Annotated in this window: 18 protein-coding genes; 14 read left to right on the top strand and 4 right to left on the bottom strand. The window is 40.0% G+C overall.

Annotated elements, in window-relative coordinates; translation table 11 throughout:
- Positions 1–113 precede the first annotated feature (113 nt).
- Entirely contained in the window at positions 114–596 is a 483-nt protein-coding gene (locus AC3KZC_RS05480; protein WP_490579273.1) for a zinc ribbon-containing protein, read from the bottom strand.
- 268 nt (positions 597–864) lie between these two features.
- On the opposite strand from AC3KZC_RS05480, the gene AC3KZC_RS05475 reads away from it, so the two are divergent.
- Positions 865–1,521: a DUF1707 SHOCT-like domain-containing protein gene (locus tag AC3KZC_RS05475; protein WP_490579274.1), complete on the top strand. Its 657-nt coding sequence runs from the start codon at positions 865–867 to the stop codon at positions 1,519–1,521.
- 60 nt (positions 1,522–1,581) lie between these two features.
- On the opposite strand, the gene AC3KZC_RS05470 is transcribed toward AC3KZC_RS05475, so the two are convergent.
- A complete protein-coding gene (locus AC3KZC_RS05470) occupies positions 1,582–3,366 on the bottom strand; it encodes a putative bifunctional diguanylate cyclase/phosphodiesterase (RefSeq protein WP_490579275.1) in 1,785 nt (594 codons plus the stop codon).
- A 514-nt stretch (positions 3,367–3,880) separates the two neighbouring features.
- Between AC3KZC_RS05470 and leuS the strand changes: the two genes are divergently transcribed.
- From leuS to lipA, 13 genes are all read left to right on the top strand, one after another.
- Complete coding sequence (leuS, locus tag AC3KZC_RS05465) at positions 3,881–6,469, top strand: leucine--tRNA ligase (protein ID WP_490579276.1); 2,589 nt, start codon at positions 3,881–3,883, stop codon at positions 6,467–6,469.
- A 1-nt stretch (position 6,470) separates the two neighbouring features.
- On the top strand, positions 6,471–6,965 hold the full coding sequence (locus tag AC3KZC_RS05460; RefSeq protein ID WP_490579277.1) for an LPS-assembly lipoprotein LptE: 495 nt from the start codon (positions 6,471–6,473) through the stop codon (positions 6,963–6,965).
- Positions 6,965–8,005 (top strand): DNA polymerase III subunit delta, encoded by a 1,041-nt coding sequence (holA, locus tag AC3KZC_RS05455; RefSeq protein ID WP_490579278.1) that lies wholly within the window; start codon positions 6,965–6,967, stop codon positions 8,003–8,005. The genes AC3KZC_RS05460 and holA overlap by 1 nt, the downstream gene beginning before the upstream one ends.
- The gene (gene nadD / locus AC3KZC_RS05450; RefSeq protein WP_490579279.1) at positions 8,002–8,628 is read left to right on the top strand and encodes a nicotinate-nucleotide adenylyltransferase; all 627 of its coding nucleotides are present in this window, start codon (positions 8,002–8,004) and stop codon (positions 8,626–8,628) included. The genes holA and nadD overlap by 4 nt, the downstream gene beginning before the upstream one ends.
- 79 nt (positions 8,629–8,707) lie before the next feature.
- On the top strand, positions 8,708–9,025 hold the full coding sequence (rsfS, locus tag AC3KZC_RS05445; RefSeq protein WP_009838847.1) for a ribosome silencing factor: 318 nt from the start codon (positions 8,708–8,710) through the stop codon (positions 9,023–9,025).
- A gap of 6 nt (positions 9,026–9,031) precedes the next feature.
- On the top strand, positions 9,032–9,502 hold the full coding sequence (gene rlmH / locus AC3KZC_RS05440; RefSeq protein WP_490579280.1) for a 23S rRNA (pseudouridine(1915)-N(3))-methyltransferase RlmH: 471 nt from the start codon (positions 9,032–9,034) through the stop codon (positions 9,500–9,502).
- A gap of 9 nt (positions 9,503–9,511) precedes the next feature.
- Entirely contained in the window at positions 9,512–11,386 is a 1,875-nt protein-coding gene (mrdA, locus tag AC3KZC_RS05435) for a penicillin-binding protein 2 (RefSeq protein ID WP_490579281.1), read from the top strand.
- Positions 11,383–12,489 carry a rod shape-determining protein RodA gene (gene rodA, locus AC3KZC_RS05430; protein WP_490579282.1) on the top strand — a complete coding sequence of 369 codons (1,107 nt, stop codon included), beginning with the start codon at positions 11,383–11,385 and terminating at the stop codon, positions 12,487–12,489. Before mrdA ends, rodA begins: the two co-directional genes overlap by 4 nt.
- 5 nt (positions 12,490–12,494) lie before the next feature.
- A complete protein-coding gene (locus AC3KZC_RS05425; protein ID WP_490579330.1) occupies positions 12,495–13,262 on the top strand; it encodes a septal ring lytic transglycosylase RlpA family protein in 768 nt (255 codons plus the stop codon).
- A gap of 59 nt (positions 13,263–13,321) precedes the next feature.
- Positions 13,322–14,485 (top strand): serine hydrolase, encoded by a 1,164-nt coding sequence (locus AC3KZC_RS05420; RefSeq protein ID WP_490579283.1) that lies wholly within the window; start codon positions 13,322–13,324, stop codon positions 14,483–14,485.
- Between the two features lie 210 nt (positions 14,486–14,695).
- Positions 14,696–14,974, top strand: coding sequence for a DUF493 family protein YbeD (ybeD, locus tag AC3KZC_RS05415; protein WP_490579284.1), 279 nt, complete (start codon positions 14,696–14,698; stop codon positions 14,972–14,974).
- A 36-nt stretch (positions 14,975–15,010) separates the two neighbouring features.
- Positions 15,011–15,664, top strand: coding sequence for a lipoyl(octanoyl) transferase LipB (gene lipB, locus AC3KZC_RS05410; RefSeq protein ID WP_490579285.1), 654 nt, complete (start codon positions 15,011–15,013; stop codon positions 15,662–15,664).
- Positions 15,661–16,626, top strand: a complete 966-nt coding sequence (lipA, locus tag AC3KZC_RS05405; protein ID WP_490579286.1) for a lipoyl synthase — start codon at positions 15,661–15,663, stop codon at positions 16,624–16,626. Before lipB ends, lipA begins: the two co-directional genes overlap by 4 nt.
- Positions 16,627–16,692: 66 nt before the next feature.
- Here the strand turns inward: lipA and AC3KZC_RS05400 are convergent, their stop codons facing one another.
- Both AC3KZC_RS05400 and AC3KZC_RS05395 read right to left on the bottom strand, forming a co-directional pair.
- A complete protein-coding gene (locus AC3KZC_RS05400) occupies positions 16,693–17,472 on the bottom strand; it encodes a hypothetical protein (RefSeq protein ID WP_490579287.1) in 780 nt (259 codons plus the stop codon).
- A 307-nt stretch (positions 17,473–17,779) separates the two neighbouring features.
- Positions 17,780–18,115, bottom strand: a complete 336-nt coding sequence (locus AC3KZC_RS05395; protein ID WP_490579288.1) for a Na+/H+ antiporter subunit G — start codon at positions 18,113–18,115, stop codon at positions 17,780–17,782.
- Positions 18,116–18,132 lie beyond the last annotated feature (17 nt).

Genomic DNA, 18,132 nt, shown 5'->3' with positions numbered 1-18,132 from the left:
TGTTTAAATTACCTTAACGGTACTTAAAGCCGATCCTTGCTAAATTGCTTAAGCTTACCTAAGGCGCTCTGAAGATAAAACTAACAATTGAGTAAATTAAAAAATAATTCGATTTATGGACTTAAAGCTTGACGTGCGAAATAAATACCACCGCATTCTGAACACGCATCAAGCTGATTTGGATGATAATAATGTGTTACATGTTGGCACTTTTTACACCTTAATTCACCTAACGCCACCCAATCACCTTGCTGATACACTCCATGATGTTCAAAGTCATCAAGCAACACAGCCCACTCAACTTTTGAGCGATCGCCAAGCTCAGCAAGTTCATACCACAATGATTCTTTAAGCTCTTGCCAAGCTAACTGATTGTAATGCTGATGATGCTGATGCCAATGGGCTAGATCACGCAAAAAATATTCTCGATAATTCGTTAATTGCTGAGCGCTGTATCGTGTGATCTCAGTAATTTCTTGTTGGCCTTGCTGTAAGAAGTTAACTAACTGACTGATTTCATGCTCTTTGACATCTTTCAGCCAAAAATGTAAATCGTTTAACCATTTTTGATATGTATCATTATTATGTTCACTCATACCCTTACCTCACCGTAAGCCATTGTAATCAGTATAGTTAGAACTGGTGTTTTTTCCTGAAATTTAATACGTTGTTACGATGTGCCTTTTTTAGCCAAAAAATAACTTTTTAAACTAAAAAATAGCTATTTAATATCGACCATTTAAAATGAAAAATTTAACCATCTGATAAATAATAAATTTATTTCAGGCCTAGTTTTTGCTTAATCAAAAGCCTCGCAGCCAAAAGCAGCAAGAACTTACTCAAATCAACAATATGGAAATGTTTATGACAGTCAAACTTGAAGATCGCCCCATTGAAACCCTACGCCAAGAAGTAATCGATCAACTCATTTATAACTACAGCCATGGTGTTATTTCAAACGATGCATTTGAGCGCAGGCTCGATAAAGCAATGGCCAGTCAGCAACATCAAGAACTAGCCGATTTAGTAAGCGATTTACAGCTGCAAACAGATACACAATTTGCACAGCAAAAAGAGCAAAAATTAAGGCCTCGTTACAGCGGTACAGCCAATGAAGAGTCTGACAATATTGTTACTATTTTTGCTAGTGCAAGTCGCAGTGGTATTTGGCAAGTGCCAAAAGTAATCAATGTCATAAATGTGTTTGGCAGCGCTAAAATTGACTTCACCGATGCCGTCTTTAGCACGCAAACCATTACACTTAATGTTAAATGCATCTTCGGTAGCGACAAAATCTACGTACCTGAGAACATCAATGTCGTCACTAAAACCTTCTCAATTTTTGGTTCTACTGAAAACAAAGCACCCTCTATTGCTGATAGACAAGCACCCACTATTATTCTTGAAGGATTTGTATTATTTGGTGATGTTAAGATAAGCATCAAACGCACCATTAAAGAAAAGTTTGTTACGTTTGCCAATGAGCTTAAAACGTTATTTAACGCTCAATCAATGCGCTAATTGGCTGGGCGTCATTAACATAAATAATTACGCCCAACTCTTTCTAGAAACAGTGACTTATTACAATGCTGTTGTGCGCTGTTGTAATAACAATTCAAATGCATCTGCTGTGATTGGTTTTGAAAAGAAATAACCTTGAAACAAATCACACCCCTCTTCTGCAAGCAAATCACGTTGCGCTTGCGTTTCAACTCCTTCGGCAACGATTTTCATTCCTAGGTTATGACCTAGTTGAATAATAGTTCGCACTATCATGTGATCCCGCTGATTTGTGGCACAATCATCAATAAAACTTTTATCAATTTTTAAAACATCCAGTGGTAAGCGTCCAACTTGACTCAATGATGAATACGCGGTACCAAAATCATCTAATGCCAGCTTTACGCCTATCTGTTTTAATTGCTCAAGTACGGATATATTTTGGTCTGGATTATCCATAATCCAACTTTCGGTTTGTTCAATCTCAAGGCGATCTGGTTCACAACCTGTAGAATTCAAAATAGTTTTAACTTCATTTACAAAATCGGGCTGATTAAGTTGCACTGAAGATACATTGACGGCAATGCCACTTAAATCAAATTGGTTTTGCCATTTCACCATCTGTAAACAGGCTGTTTCAATCACCCAGTGCCCGATTTCAATAATACTATTACTTTCTTCAGCTATCGAAATAAACTCTACAGGGCTAATAAACCCATATTTAGGATGCTGCCAACGGATAAGAGCTTCTGCACTCATTATCTGACCTGTGGTTAAACAGACTTTTGGCTGATATAACAAAAACATCTGTCCTTTCTTAATGGCGAGTTTGAGGTCATTCTCTAGCTCATACTTTTTAACCATACCTTCCATCATGCCTGAATCATAAAATGAGAAAGTATTTTTGCCTTCTTTTTTGGCACGATACATCGCCATGTCGGCATTACTGCATAATGATTCAATATCTTTGGCATCTTCAGGAAAATGCGCAATTCCGATACTTGCTGAAATGATATAATTTTTATCGGCTAATTTATAAGGGTGATGTGACAGTTGTAGTATTTTAGTTGCCAGCGCCTGCACACAACTAACTGAATATGGCTCATCGCTAACGATAAAAGCAAATTCATCACCACCAATTCTAAATGCCTTTTGGTTGGAAATTACAAACGTTTGCAAGCGATCAGCCACTATTTTTAACACTAAATCGCCAACTAGATGACCGAGTTGATCATTGATTTTCTTAAAACCGTCTAAATCAATTATCAGCAACGTAAAAAACTTGCCATTAGGTGATTCAGCTGATTGATTGCTTAGCTGATTAAGGCGCTCCATAAATGCTTTTCTATTTGGAAGGCGGGTTAAATAATCGGTATAACTTTCATCTCGAAAGTGTTTCATTTGCTCTAACGATTTTTGTTGAAAATAAGCCATCACTGTCGCAAAACTGCTAATAGCGACTAATTCAGTCGCATCTTCGATCACTTCCTCCATAGCATAAGCACCATCTAATGAGATATAAGCTGATACAAGCAGCACACTTACTAGAATAGGCCAAAATGTACCAGGATAAATAAGAAGGAATAACAGTGGAATGCAGATGTATATCTCTTCAATCATTTCAATATCGATATGAAAATACACCCCAATTAAAAGCAAAATAAGACAAGCACTCACGCTGCATATATTTCGAGCCGTAGTTGAACGACTAAAGTAAGAAAAGGCTAACAAAATGGCAAAAACACTGTAACCAACTTTAGCAATTAAGACTTGTTCTAAGTTCAATAACACATAAGCAACTAAAGATAACAACAGCACAAATAAACTGGTTACCAAATGTTCAGACGCTAGTTGTTTTAATTTCACGCAAACCTACCACATTAAGTTTAAAGTTAATTTTTTATTGAATGTTAATTATACACAAAACATAACCAAACCCTACAATAGTATCAACCAACAAAACAAAACTAATAATTTTATCTACATTAACACAATTTAAATTTACACATATCACGTGGTTATTTTACAAAATTACAACATCACCAAATTCAGCGTGTTTTTTTCTGATTATAAAAATAACGATTTCCACTTAGATCAACGCTTAAGTAACCCTTTAACAAAAAAGCCCTCAAAAATAAATAAATAAAACAGCGAGTCTATGCTCCAAACATATACTCTAAACGCTGATTTAAAAATACCCTCAAATGAATTGCAAGGCTTAAAACACTCTGCACTTTACAAAGTATAATTACGCAATCAAACAACTAAATTCTGCGATAAAACCAGCGCCTAGCGGCTGAATCTTCGCTAGCGAGTGGCTGTAAATTAAGTTATCCTAGCAACAATTTTTTATTAGTTTGCAAGAAGTTTGGAATTGTAAATGCAAGATCAATACAGCCCACAGGGTATAGAATCAGAAGTACAAGCATATTGGGAAAAAAACCAAGTATTTAAAGTCACTGAAGATGACAATAAAGAGAAATTTTACTGTCTCTCCATGTTTCCATACCCAAGCGGCCGATTGCATATGGGCCACGTACGTAACTATACCATTGGTGATGTTGTTTCTCGTTTCCAACGCTTACAAGGTAAAAACGTCATGCAACCTATGGGTTGGGATGCGTTTGGTTTACCTGCTGAAAATGCTGCAATTAAAAATCACACTGCCCCAGCTAAATGGACTTACGAAAACATCGATTACATGCGTACGCAGTTAAAGCAACTGGGCTTTGGTTACGATTGGGATCGCGAAATTGCCACGTGTCACCCAGAATATTACAAATGGGAACAATGGTTTTTCACTAAGCTGTATGAAAAAGGCTTAGTGTATAAAAAAATGTCAACAGTCAACTGGGATCCGGTTGACCAAACTGTACTTGCCAACGAGCAAGTAATTGACGGTCGCGGCTGGCGCTCAGGTGCACTGGTAGAACAAAAAGAAATTCCTCAGTGGTTCATTAAAATCACTGACTACGCCCAAGAATTACTGGATGATTTAGATAAGCTTGAGCATTGGCCTGAGCAAGTTAAAACCATGCAACGCAACTGGATTGGCCGTTCAGAAGGGCTTGAAGTTGAATTCAAGCGTGCTGATAACGACGATACATTCCGAGTTTATACCACACGTCCAGACACCATTATGGGTGTAACCTATGTCGCTGTTGCTGCTGCCCACCCTATCGCACTTGAAGCGGCAAAAAATAGCGGTGCTATTGCAACATTTATTGAAGAATGTAAAAACAATAAAGTTGCCGAAGCCGATATGGCAACTATGGACAAAAAAGGCATTGCAACAGGCTTTTTTGCCATTCATCCATTAACGGGCGAACAGGTACCTATTTGGGTTGCAAACTTTGTGTTAATGCATTATGGCTCAGGCGCTGTTATGGCCGTACCTGCCCATGACCAACGTGATTTTGAGTTTGCCACAGGTTATGGCTTAGATATTAAGCAAGTAATTGCCCCTACAGCTGGCTCTGAACTTATTGCAGATATCGAAAATGAAGCGTTTACTGAAAAAGGCATTTTAGTTAATTCAGGTCAGTTTGATGGTTTAGACTTTGATGGCGCATTTAATGCTATCGCTGATATGTTAACTGCAAATAATCAAGGTGAGCGTAAAGTCAATTTCCGTTTACGTGATTGGGGTGTAAGCCGCCAGCGTTACTGGGGCTCGCCAATTCCAATGCTAAATAAAGAAGATGGAACGGAACTCGCTGCACCTGCCGAAATGCTTCCAGTGCGTTTACCTGAAGATGTGGTTATGAATGGTGTAACATCACCTATTAAAGCTGACCCAACATGGGCTAAAGCAGAACTCAATGGTGAAACTGTTTTTCATGAAACCGATACCTTTGATACCTTCATGGAGTCATCATGGTATTACGCGCGTTATTGTAGTCCGCGTTATGCTGAAGGCATGATTGAACCAGGCGCGGCAAATTACTGGTTACCTGTGAACCAATACATCGGTGGTATTGAACATGCTATCCTACATTTATTGTATTCACGTTTTTTCCATAAATTATTACGCGACTTTGGCTTAGTTAATTCTGATGAACCTTTTGAACGTTTATTGTGTCAGGGTATGGTTTTAGCCGATACGTATTTCCGTAAAGATGAAAAAGGCGGGGATATTTGGATTTCACCGACCGACGTTGAAACAGAAAAAGACGAAAAAGGCCGCATCATTAAAGCTTGGCATAAAACAGACGGCCAACCAGTGTCTTCTGCTGGCATGAGCAAAATGTCCAAGTCTAAAAACAACGGTATCGATCCACAATCTGTTATTGAGCAATACGGTGCCGATACAGTGCGTTTATTTATGATGTTTACTGCGCCACCAGAGCAAACCCTAGAATGGTCTGATTCAGGTGTTGAAGGGGCACATCGTTTTGTTAAACGCGTGTGGAAGTATGCATACGACGTTAAACAAGCCGGTTTTGCCACCCTAGATGTGTCAGCCTTGAACAATGATCAAAAAGCGCTGCGTCGTGAATTACATAAAGCCATTGCAAAAGTAAGTGACGACCTAGATCGCCGTCAAACCTTTAATACTGCGATTGCTGCGGTCATGGAGTTGCTAAACAAATTAACGCGCGCATCGCTTGAAACCGAACAAGATAAAGCCATTGCACACGAGGCATTGAATGCGTTAATTATTATGCTATCGCCGATTATTCCTCATGTGTGCCATCAATTATGGCGTGAGTTAGGTAAAGAAGGCGATGTCATTAATGCAACTTGGCCAACATTTGACCCAAGCGCCATGGTTGAAGATGAAAAACTGATCATTGTGCAAGTCAATGGTAAAGTTCGTGGCAAAGTAACCGTTGCTGCCGATGCAGAACAAACTGCGGTTGAAGCGGTTGCATATGCTGAACCTAATGTGAGTCGTTACTTAGATGGCGTGACCATCCGTAAAGTGATTTATGTACCGGGTAAACTACTTAATGTGGTTGCAAACTAAGATGGCATTTTCGTCCTCTTTTTTAAAACACATAGCGCTTGCGCTATGTGTTTTAATGTTAACTGCCTGCGGATTTAGACTTAAGCAAGCGTCAAACTTACCTCCTGATTTGCAATCGCTCACATTAAGTGCAACAGATACAAAATCAGATTTATACCGCCAGCTAAAAAAACAGCTCAAAAATGCAAATGTCGATTTTTCAGGTGATGTAAGAGCAGATCGTGCCCAACTGACCCTGCTAACCGATAAACTAGACCGCCGCACACTATCGTTATTTAATAATGGCCAGGTTGCTGAGTACGAATTAACTTACGGTGTTAGTTATCAAGTCATTCGCCCTGGAGAAGATGCTATTACGCAATATTTTGAGTTATATCGTAATTATCAAGATGATCCTGACAGTGCTTTAGCAAAAGCCAAAGAGCTAGAACTCATTTTGTCTGAAATGCGCTTTCAAGCGAGTCGTCGCATTATTCGGGAGCTAGCCCAGCTCTAATGCGTTGTTACAGTAATCAACTTCCTAGCAAACTAACACAACAACTTGCACCGGTTTATCTGGTAATGGGCGAAGAACCCTTTCAAGTTCAACAGTGTTGTGAACAAATCAAAACTGCAGCTAAAAGACAAGGCTTTGACGAGCTCATACGCCTGACTGTAGACCCTCAATTCGATTGGCAAGAATTAGAGCAACATTTCAATAGCTTATCGTTATTTAGCGATCGTAAAATTATTGAGCTTGACTTGGGTGAACAAAAAGCCGGGGTCAATGGCGCTAAAACACTGAAGTGGCTGTCCGAATCAGCTAACTCTGATTGTATTTTATTGATCAAAGGGGCAAAAAATGGCGCTGATATACAAAAAACAGCTTGGTTCAAAGCACTCGAAGCAATTGGCCTTTTTATACCCTGTTATGAAATTAGTGGCAATCACCTGCTCACTTGGTTAAACCAGCAATGCCAACAACTGCAACTTAATTTAGCCCACGATGCGAAACTCTTTTTACTTGAGTCAACGCAAGGTAATCTGCTTGCGACCCACCAAGAATTAGAAAAACTGTCGCTTATTTATGGTACCAAATTGATTGGTAAACATGAATTAGCGCCTGTGTTACTCAACCAAGCAAAATTTGACATTTTCGATTTAACCGATGCTTTATTACTTGGTAAAAGTGACAAGGTAGTCGCCATTTTAGCTCGGTTGCAAAAAGATAATTCAGAACTCAATTCTCTCGCTTGGGCAATAGCTCGCGAGGCTCAGCAATTGCTTGCGATGCAGCAAAAAAGCCAACAAGGTGAAACACTAGCCTCGATTTTTAAACAATTTAATGTGTGGAAAAATAAACAAACGATGACTGAGCAAGCCCTAACGCGGCTGTCACTTAAGCATTTAGAAGTGATTATTTCACAATTAGCGCAATGGGATCGTCACTTTAAACAAGGAACACTCGTAGCACCATTTCAAACTTTGGCGCATATTGCACTGCAGTTTTGTTTTACGCTGCAACTTGAGCTGCCGATATTTCGTAGTCCAGTATGATAGGCATCTTTGGCGGGACGTTTGACCCCATCCATCAAGGTCATCTTAATATTGCTCTGCAATGCGTTGAACAGCTTAATTTAACGCGTCTTGCATTTATGCCTTGTGCACAGCCGGCACACAAAAAAAGTCCTGGCGTGAGCGCTCAAGATAGAGCAAATATGGTGCAACTGGCAATTGAGCCGTTCTCTCAATTTACTTTAGATACCCGCGAACTGAGCCGCAAAGGGCCTTCCTACTCGTTGCTTAGTTTACAAGAAATCAGACAAACCGAGCCCACTCAACCAATCGTATTTTTAATTGGGATGGACTCATTAAACCAGCTGCATTTATGGCATCAATGGCAAGCAATAACAGCCCTTTGCCACCTTGTTGTTTGCCAGCGCCCTGGGCAGGTATGTGATCCCGCACCTGAAGTGCAACACTACCTAAGACAAGCTAACTGCAACACAATCGAGCAGTTAAAACAGAATACCGCTGGATTGTGTTACTTTTTGTCGACCCCTGAAATTGATATTTCTTCCACACAATTACGTTTAGCACTCAAAAATAACCCCACTGCGAATACTTTATTACCAACTCCCGTCGCTAATTACATTAAAACGCATCAGTTATACCGTTAATTTTCGTTTGTTGCTTAATAATTATTAACAGCCGTGGTAAAATTTCTAATTAGCTTTTATTACATTGTGAGAATGCATTTTGGAAACCACTGAACTATTAGAATTTGCTTTAGATAAAATCGACGACATGAAAGGTCGTGACATCGTAACTTTAGATGTTAGAGGTAAATCCACCATTACTGATTATTTAATCGTTTGTTCAGGTAATTCAAAGCGTCATGTTCAATCAATCGCCGAAAACCTTAATAAAGAAGCCAAAGCCATTGGTCTTGTGCCACTTGGTTGTGAAGGCCAAACATGTGGCGAATGGGTGTTGGTTGATTTAGGTGATATCGTTGTGCATGTGATGCAAGATCAATCCCGTGATTTCTATCAACTAGAGAAACTTTGGGGTTAATCACACATGAAAATTCAACTAATTGCAGTTGGCACTAAAATGCCCAGTTGGGTTGAGACTGGCTATTTAGAATATCAGCGTCGTTTTCCAAAAGATATGTCGCTGGAATTAGTTGAAATCAATGCAGGTAAACGCGGTAAAAACGCAGATATCAAACGCATACTTCATATTGAAGGTGAAAAAACCCTAGCGGCTATCCCCAAAGGTAACCGCATTGTGACACTTGAAGTCACAGGGCAACCGTGGGACACCCATCAGCTAGCAAGCCAAATGCAAAAGTGGCAACTAGACGGTCGCGATATTAGCTTACTCATTGGTGGACCTGAAGGTCTTGCTCCTGAGTGTATTGCTGTTTCTGAGCAAAAATGGTCGCTGTCTAATTTAACCTTGCCTCACCCATTAGTAAGAATTGTGGTTGCCGAAAGCCTTTACAGAGCTTGGAGTTTAAACAACAACCACCCTTACCATCGCGAATAAGGCATTTCAATGTTCAAAGGGCGCCAAGCCATCCGCGATCACTCTGCCGAAGCAAACTTATTTGCCCGCAGAGCCTTTGTAGCCTTCTTTTTTGTTTTAATTCTGATTGCCATTTTATTTACCAATATTTATCACCTGCAAGTCACTTCACATGCCAGCTATCAAACACGTTCGAATGACAATCGCATTAAACTCGTTCCTATCGCACCTAATCGCGGCTTAATTTACGATCGATACGGGGTTATTTTAGCTGAAAATAAACCGGTATTTAATTTAGAAGTTATTCCTGAAGAAGTCACTGACATCACAGCATCACTAGCCGAATTAGGAAAAGTATTACCTATCAGTGAATCTGAATCAGAAAAATTTCTGATTGAAATTAAACAACAACGCCGCTTTAAAAGCCAAGTCCTTAAAGCACGCTTAAGTGAAGAAGAAGTAGCCATTTTTTCTGTGCATCAACATAAGTTTCCAGGCTTTAGTATCGAAGCACGCCTAGCTCGCTACTATCCCTTTGGCGATACTCTGACTCACGCACTTGGCTATGTCTCCAAGCTCAATAAAAAAGAATTAAACCAATTAACACAGGATGGTCAAGAAACGAACTACCGCGCCACCCGAGATATCGGCAAATTAGGTTTAGAAAAATATTACGAGTCAGTCCTGCATGGTACGGTCGGCTCACAAGAAGTGGAAATTAATAACCGAGGGCGCATTATTCGCACCTTGAGTTCAACAGCGCCCATTCCGGGACAAGATTTAGTGCTTACGATAGACGTTGGCTTACAACAAATTGCCCAGCATGTCTTAAAAGATCATCGAGGAGCGGTTGTGGTGCTAGATGCAAAAGATGGTGGGATTTTAGCTCTGTATTCAAACCCAAGTTACGATCCTAATCTGTTTGTTCATGGGATCAGTGGTCCTGATTATCGCGCACTGCTCAACCCAAATCGTCCATTAATCAACCGTGCTACACAGGGGGTTTATGCCCCCGCCTCAACAGTAAAACCACATTTAGCTATTTTAGGGTTAGAAGAAAAACTCATCACCGAGAAAACGACCATTTACGATCCTGGTTTTTTTCAACTACCTGGGGTTGAACATAAATGGCGAGATTGGAAGCGTTGGGGCCATGGTAAAGCCGTTGATGTTTACCAAGCTATTGAAGAGTCCTGTGATACATTTTTTTATGACATCGGAAATAAACTCGGCATTACTAAAATCAGCAATTTTATGGCGCAATTTGGCTTTGGTGAGCCATCTGGCATTGATATCCACGAGGAAAGCGCAGCCGTTATGCCCTCTGTTGAGTGGAAAGAGGGAAAATTTAGAGAGTCGTGGTGGACTGGCGATACTATTTCGGTTGCGATTGGTCAAGGTTATTGGACAGCGACACCTATTCAAATTGCCAACTCAGTCAATATCCTTGCTAACAAAGGGCTTCATCACCCTCCCCACTTAGTATCATTAACTAAGCAAGGCGAGGAGATCACATTGATCAATAATGATGAAAAACCTCCGATTGTTTTAAAAAACCCAGCCCATTGGCAAGTTGCTCTTGACGCAATGCACAACACCGTTTTTAAAACCTCAGGGACTGCTCATAAAGCATTTTTAGGCGCTGATTACGATCCGGCAGGTAAAACAGGTACTGCTCAGGTTATCAGCATCGCTCAAGGTGAGCGTTATGATGCTGATAACATAAAAGAAAAACAACGTGATAATGCCTTGTATGTTGGGTTTGCTCCTTTTCACGACCCAAAAATTGTTGTAATGGTTACAGTTGAAAATACGGGAGGCGGCGGCTCTGTCGGCGCTCCGATTGCTCGACAAATTATGGATTATTACTTCTCTGCTCAGCAATCTCGGGTGAAAAAACCATGACCTCATTACACACTAAAAAAACGTTCTGGGATAAAGTTCATATCGATTGGCCGCTGTTTTTAGCCTTGTTTATTTTACTGATTGCCAGCAGCTTTATTGTGTACAGCGCTGGAGGGCAAGATATTGAGATGTTAGCAAAACAAGTTACTCGAATTGGGCTTAGTTTTGTTTTCATGGTGTTACTGGCCCAAATATCGCCTTCCACTTATCAGCGCTGGGTATGGTTATTTTATGGTATTGGTCTCGCAATGCTTGTGGCGGTACTTATTGTAGGGGTATCGAGTAAAGGCGCACAGCGCTGGCTTGACCTTGGTGTTACCCGATTTCAGCCCTCTGAAATCATGAAGCTTGCAGTCCCGATGATGGTTGCTTGGTATATTGGAAGGAGCCACCTTCCTCCGCGTTTAATTCATCTTTTTGTCGGTTTTGCTCTGGTCATGATCCCGACCATTTTGATAAAGGAACAACCCGATTTAGGCACGGCAATTTTAATCGCAAGCTCTGGCATTTTTGTTTTATTTTTAGCCGGTGTTAGTTGGCGGTTAATCTTACTTCTGGGTACTTTAGCTGGGTTCGCTGCGCCACTATTTTGGACTTATGGTATGCATGCCTATCAAAAACAGCGTGTATTAACCTTCTTAGACCCCGAAAGTGACCCGCTTGGTTCGGGGTATCATATTATTCAATCAAAAATTGCGATTGGTTCTGGTGGTCTTGAGGGGAAAGGTTGGCTTCATGGCACACAATCTCAGTTAGAGTTTTTACCAGAACCTCATACTGACTTTATTTTTTCAGTTCTAAGTGAAGAATTTGGCCTTGTGGGTGTGACTTGTTTACTCGCTGCTTATGTTTTTATTATCGCGCGGGGCTTATATATCTCAGTCAATGCACAAGATGCTTTCGGTAAGTTATTGGCAGGTAGCTTAACACTTACTTTTTTTGTTTATATCTTTGTTAACATCGGCATGGTGTCAGGTCTATTACCTGTTGTAGGCGTACCACTACCGTTAATCAGTTATGGTGGCACATCGATGGTCACATTAATGGCAGGTTTTGGTATTATAATGTCTATCGCAACTCATAAAAAAGTGATTATTAATTAATGAAAATGAAACTCACCTTAGCCTTCTCTATCGTTTTATTTTTAAATGGTTGTGCTAATAGTAATAAAAACACCAGTCGCTATGAAATGGAGCATGATTCTGCACCACTTAGAAAACCGACGTTGCTAGAACAACAAGATGCGAAAGTCGTCGCAACGCTAAAAAGTGTGTCTGCAAGTCGTCCTTATACACTCAGAGGTAAACACTACGTTCCGATGCTTGATGAAACGGGCTATACAGAAACAGGTATTGCCTCTTGGTATGGACGTAAATTCCATGGTCATCACACATCCAACGGAGAAGTGTATGATATGTTTTCAATGACTGCTGCACATAAAACATTACCTTTACCTAGCTTTGCCAGAGTAACCAACTTAGATAATGGGAAATCGACCATTGTAAGAGTCAACGACCGCGGTCCTTTTCATGATGACAGGCTCATTGATTTATCATACTCTGCCGCTCACAAACTTGATTTTTACCGCTCAGGTACAGCGCGTGTTAAGGTAGAAGCGATTACTGTTGCACAACAGCATCAGCCTTATATCTATATTCAGGTTGTAGCAGCAAGTAAATCAGATACAATTCAATCTCTTAGCAAAAAGTTAAAACACGATTATCAAGTAAATACAATTATTAATCACAGAAATGGAATTTATCGCTTAAAAATTGGTCCTATGAAGGATGCAACACAAGCAACAGATACCTTATCAATCATTCAGCGAGGCGGTTTTGAACAAGCCTTCTTACTTTACAGTGAAGCGCTGCTTTAGGATAATGTCCTTTGGCAAGCTTCATTAAACTCACCTATTAACTAATAAAATTATTTATAATGAAACGATTAAAAACCACATTGCTCAAAAACGTTTGCGGTCTTGTATGTACCGTTGGGATCTTTAGTGCATCAGCACAAATAATGCCCGCACCTCCCCAAGTGAATGCAAAAGGATATTTTTTAGTTGATTTTACAACTGGAAAAGTAATTGCTGAAGGTGCCCCTGATGAGCGCCTTGCACCTGCAAGTTTAACTAAAATGATGACGAGCTATGTCATCGGCCTAGAAATTAAAAATAAAAACATTGCCCCTAGCGACTTAGTTACAGTTAGCCAAAATGCATGGAGCAAAAATTTCCCTGACTCTTCTAAAATGTTCATCGAAGTTGGCAAACAAATCACCGTTGAGGATCTCAATCGCGGTATTATCATTCAGTCTGGAAATGACGCTTGCGTTGCAATGGCTGAACACATTGCTGGCAGTGAAAGTGCATTCGCTGATTTAATGAATGCTCACTCAGAAAAGTTAGGAATGACCAATACTCACTTTATAAATAGCCACGGCCTTGATACAGATGAGCATTATACGACTCCACGCGATATGGCAACCCTTGGTATAGCCTTAATACGTGATGTTCCTGACGAATATGCCATCTATGCAGAGAAATCTTTTGTTTTTAATGGTATCAAACAATATAACCGTAACTCATTGTTATGGGATGAAAGTTTAGATGTTGATGGCATTAAAACTGGCCACACAACAGAAGCTGGTTATAGTTTGGTTACTTCAGCAACCAAAGGCGACATGCGTCTTGTAGCTGTTGTGATGGGTACAGATAGCGAGCGCGCTCGTAAAGTTGAAAGTAAAAAATTATTAAACTACGGCTTTCGCTTTTATGAAACAATCACGCCATATAAAGCAGGCGATACCTTTGCTACCCAACGTGTTTGGATGGGTAATAAAGAAGAAGTTGCATTAGGTATTTTACAAGACACACCCATCACGATCCCTCGTGGCCAAAGTAAAAATCTAAAAGCGAACTTCAAACTGGATAAAACATTAGAAGCACCAATAACTAAAGGTACTGTGGTAGGCACTTTATATCTACAACTTGAAGATGAGGACATCGCTAAATACCCATTGGTAACTTTAGAAGAAGTTGAAGAAGGTAGCTTTTTTAGTCAAATCTATGATTACTTACGCTTACAATTAAGTAACTAAACGACGCTAAAAACACCTTTACGCCCTGCTTTGTCAGGGCGTAAATATTTGTAGTACTAGTTTATAGATAAAGATTATTAATAAGCGTTTTAGAATAAATAATGATAAAATGCCCGCCTTTAAAATTTGTAAAACACCTTTTTAGTCACCGTTTTGAATTTGATTTTTTACAAATAACTGAGTAATGAATAATTTAGAGGCTTAACAACCGTGGTAAAACTCGTTGAAAACACCAAATTTGATGAATATCTAGAATTCCCTTGTCGTTTTAGTTTTCGTGTAATGGGACTAGCTAATAAACAACTTACAGAGCAAGTCATTGTAGTGATGCAGCGGGTTGCTCCAGGCGATTACACACCTACAGTTAAGCCAAGTACCAAAGGCAACTATGAGTCAGTTCACTTAATGGCTAATGTGACAAGTAAAGAGCATATTGAACAAATTTATAACGAACTGGGCAAGTTAGAAGACGTGCGACACGTCCTTTAATCGGCACGTTCGGGTTCAATCTTGAAGGATCCTGTAATGAGTATAAATACATTAATCATTCGCCAACTGGGTCGTCGCTCCTATGAGCCTATTTGGCAAGCAATGCAAGATTATACCGATCATAGAGATGACTTAAGCCCAGATGAAATTTGGCTCGTAGAACATGAACCCGTTTTTACTCAAGGCCAAGCAGGTAAAGAAGAACACCTCCTAATGCCTGGTGACATTCCTGTGGTCAAAGTTGATCGCGGTGGTCAAGTAACCTACCACGGTCCTGGTCAGCAAGTAATGTACGTGCTATTTAATTTAAGACGCTTAAAAATAGGCGTTAGAGAATTAGTGTCTTGGTTAGAAGAAACCGTAGTCAGTACATTAGCCGAACATGGTGTTCAAGCCTATGCAAAACCTGATGCACCCGGCGTATATGTCGATAATAAAAAAATTGCCTCATTGGGACTTCGCGTGAGGCGTGGCTGCTCATTCCATGGCTTAGCACTCAATGTCAACATGGACTTAGCACCCTTTTTACGAATTAATCCATGTGGATACGCAGGGATGGCCATGATCCAATCGGCTGATCTTGCAGGTCCAAAAACTCTTGAAGCGGCCCAACAAGGCTTAGTTAAGCATCTCGTCGAAAAAATTAACGTCACCGACGTCAAACAAATACTAGGGTTTGATAACGAATGAATAAACCAGTAAAGATCCAACCAGGTGTTAAACTGCGTGATGCAGAAAAAATGGCATTGATCCCAGTTAAAGTATTACCGACTGAGAAAACAGAAATGCTGCGTAAACCTGAATGGCTAAAAATACGTTTGCCAAAATCAAGCGAGCGTATTGATGGCATAAAAAGCGCATTGCGCAAACATGGTTTGCACTCTGTTTGTGAAGAAGCATCATGTCCGAACTTGTCTGAGTGCTTTAATCACGGTACAGCAACCTTCATGATTTTAGGTGCTATTTGTACACGTCGCTGCCCATTTTGTGACGTGGCTCATGGGCGCCCGCTTGCGCCTGATGCTGCTGAACCTGAAAAGTTAGCATTGACCATTCGCGACATGAAATTAAGCTATGTGGTGATTACCTCTGTTGACCGTGATGATCTACGTGATGGTGGTGCTCAGCATTTTGCTGATTGTATTCGTGAAATCCGTAAATACAACCCTGAAATTACCATTGAAGTGCTAGTGCCAGATTTTCGTGGTCGCATGGAACGTGCGCTTGAAATTCTAATTCAAACGCCACCTGATGTATTTAATCACAACCTAGAAACTGCACCACGTTTATACAAACTGGCGCGTCCAGGTGCTGATTATAAATGGTCATTAGAATTACTTCGTCGCTTTAAAGAAGCCCACCCAAATGTTAAAACGAAATCAGGTTTAATGGTTGGTTTAGGTGAAGAAATCAGTGAAATTGAACAAGTTCTGCGTGATTTGCGCGAACATAACGTTGATATGTTAACTGTAGGCCAATATTTACAGCCTTCAAAACATCATTTACCAGTAAAACGTTACGTGCCACCGGTCGAGTTTGATGCGCTAAAAGCCTACGCTGATGAAATTGGTTTTGTTCATGCAGCCTGTGGCCCATTTGTCCGCTCAAGCTACCATGCCGATCAGCAAGCGGCTGGTAAAGAAGTAAAATAATCACCTTGATGTGATAAAAAAGGCTTAGTATTTACTAAGCCTTTTTTTATAGCTTTGTGGTGTGGGTTAAAAACGAATTGAAGTTAATAAACTCACACTGCTAAGTTCACCAAACTCACCCACTTTACTGCCAACACCTATTTTTACTGACCAAAAATCAGCAAACCAGTACTCTGTTTGCAACTCAATATTACTATCGTTAACATCACGACTTCTTACTAAAGTTGTTGCCGTTACCCTCCAACGAGCATTTACATAATAGCTGGCACGGCCTTGATAATAACGCTCTTTACCCGTGATAGGTTGCAGCATAAAATCCCAACCGGAAACCCCTTCTATGGCGCTATAACGAATGAAAGGAGCAAAAAAATACCGATTTTCAGCCTCGCCCTCAAGCCATTGCCAGTCTTTACGCGAATAAAGTAAACTCATCCCAACTTGAATATGCTCATCGACCGACTTTGCGAACTTCATTCGTAATTGATGCTGTGTGATGTCACCTTTGTTATAACTGTCATTAAATCGCAGAGCTTCAACATCTAACATAAAATCTTTAGCAAAATACATTGTTCCAGCAAGATTTGTATAATCCCAGCTATCGCTTGAAAAACCAGAGACTTCGAGACTATCCACTTTATGCAAGTAGGCTTTTAAACTATGAGGTCCGGATTTTTGCGACAGGTCATCGAAATAATACTGATAACCAAAGCCAAAGAAGCCTTGGTCAAAATCAATTAAGTCTGCAAATCCAGCTGAAACCTGATGTTGGTTTGCCGCTAAAAGGCTAAAACTGCTGGCTAAGACAATGAATGCAATGGGGTATTTAATTTTATTTTGATTGAACATACTCTCTCCTTGTTAAGTCTATTTTAACAAGGAGGGAGTCACAATTAAGTTCCTAAATTGTATTTTTTTGTAAGTAGAATCTTGCTTTGAGGAAATAATAACTGGTTAAGCTCAGTTCTGGATAAGAGATATACCAACGGATTAAATTAATAATCCGTCTTGAAATCATCTGTCTCTAGCCTGATATTTAAAGGCTAACAAGGCCGATTAGCACCTCAATAACTCTCGCTTATTGCACCTTAACTCAACACTGTTAGCGTTGAAAATAGCACCCTAAGATTGGTTTATTATCCTGCATTGAGGTTGATTAATCTTCTTCTATATTATCGAGCCCTTTAGTGCCTTCTTTAGCGGGTAATTTATGGTGTATAGCCGCTTTAATTAACATATACCCACTAATAGGTGCTGTAATCAGTAAAAAAATTGAAATTAAAATCTCTTTTACACTGATCCCATCTTTGGTCATGCTGAAATAGACCATAGCGGCTATTAGTACTCCAGCCATGCCCAACGTGGTCGCTTTTGTTGGCCCATGCAAACGCATAAAAAAATCAGGCATCTTATTCAATCCAATTGAGCCGATTAAAATAAAAGCACCACCAATTAATAATAAAACGGATACAACCCACTCATAAACTAACATGTCATAATCCTAAAAAA

The organism is Pseudoalteromonas sp. J2K-J031, assembly GCF_058197095.2.
The sequence above is the reverse complement of the archived record's forward strand: the minus strand, read 5'-3'. Positions and strand labels throughout refer to the sequence as shown.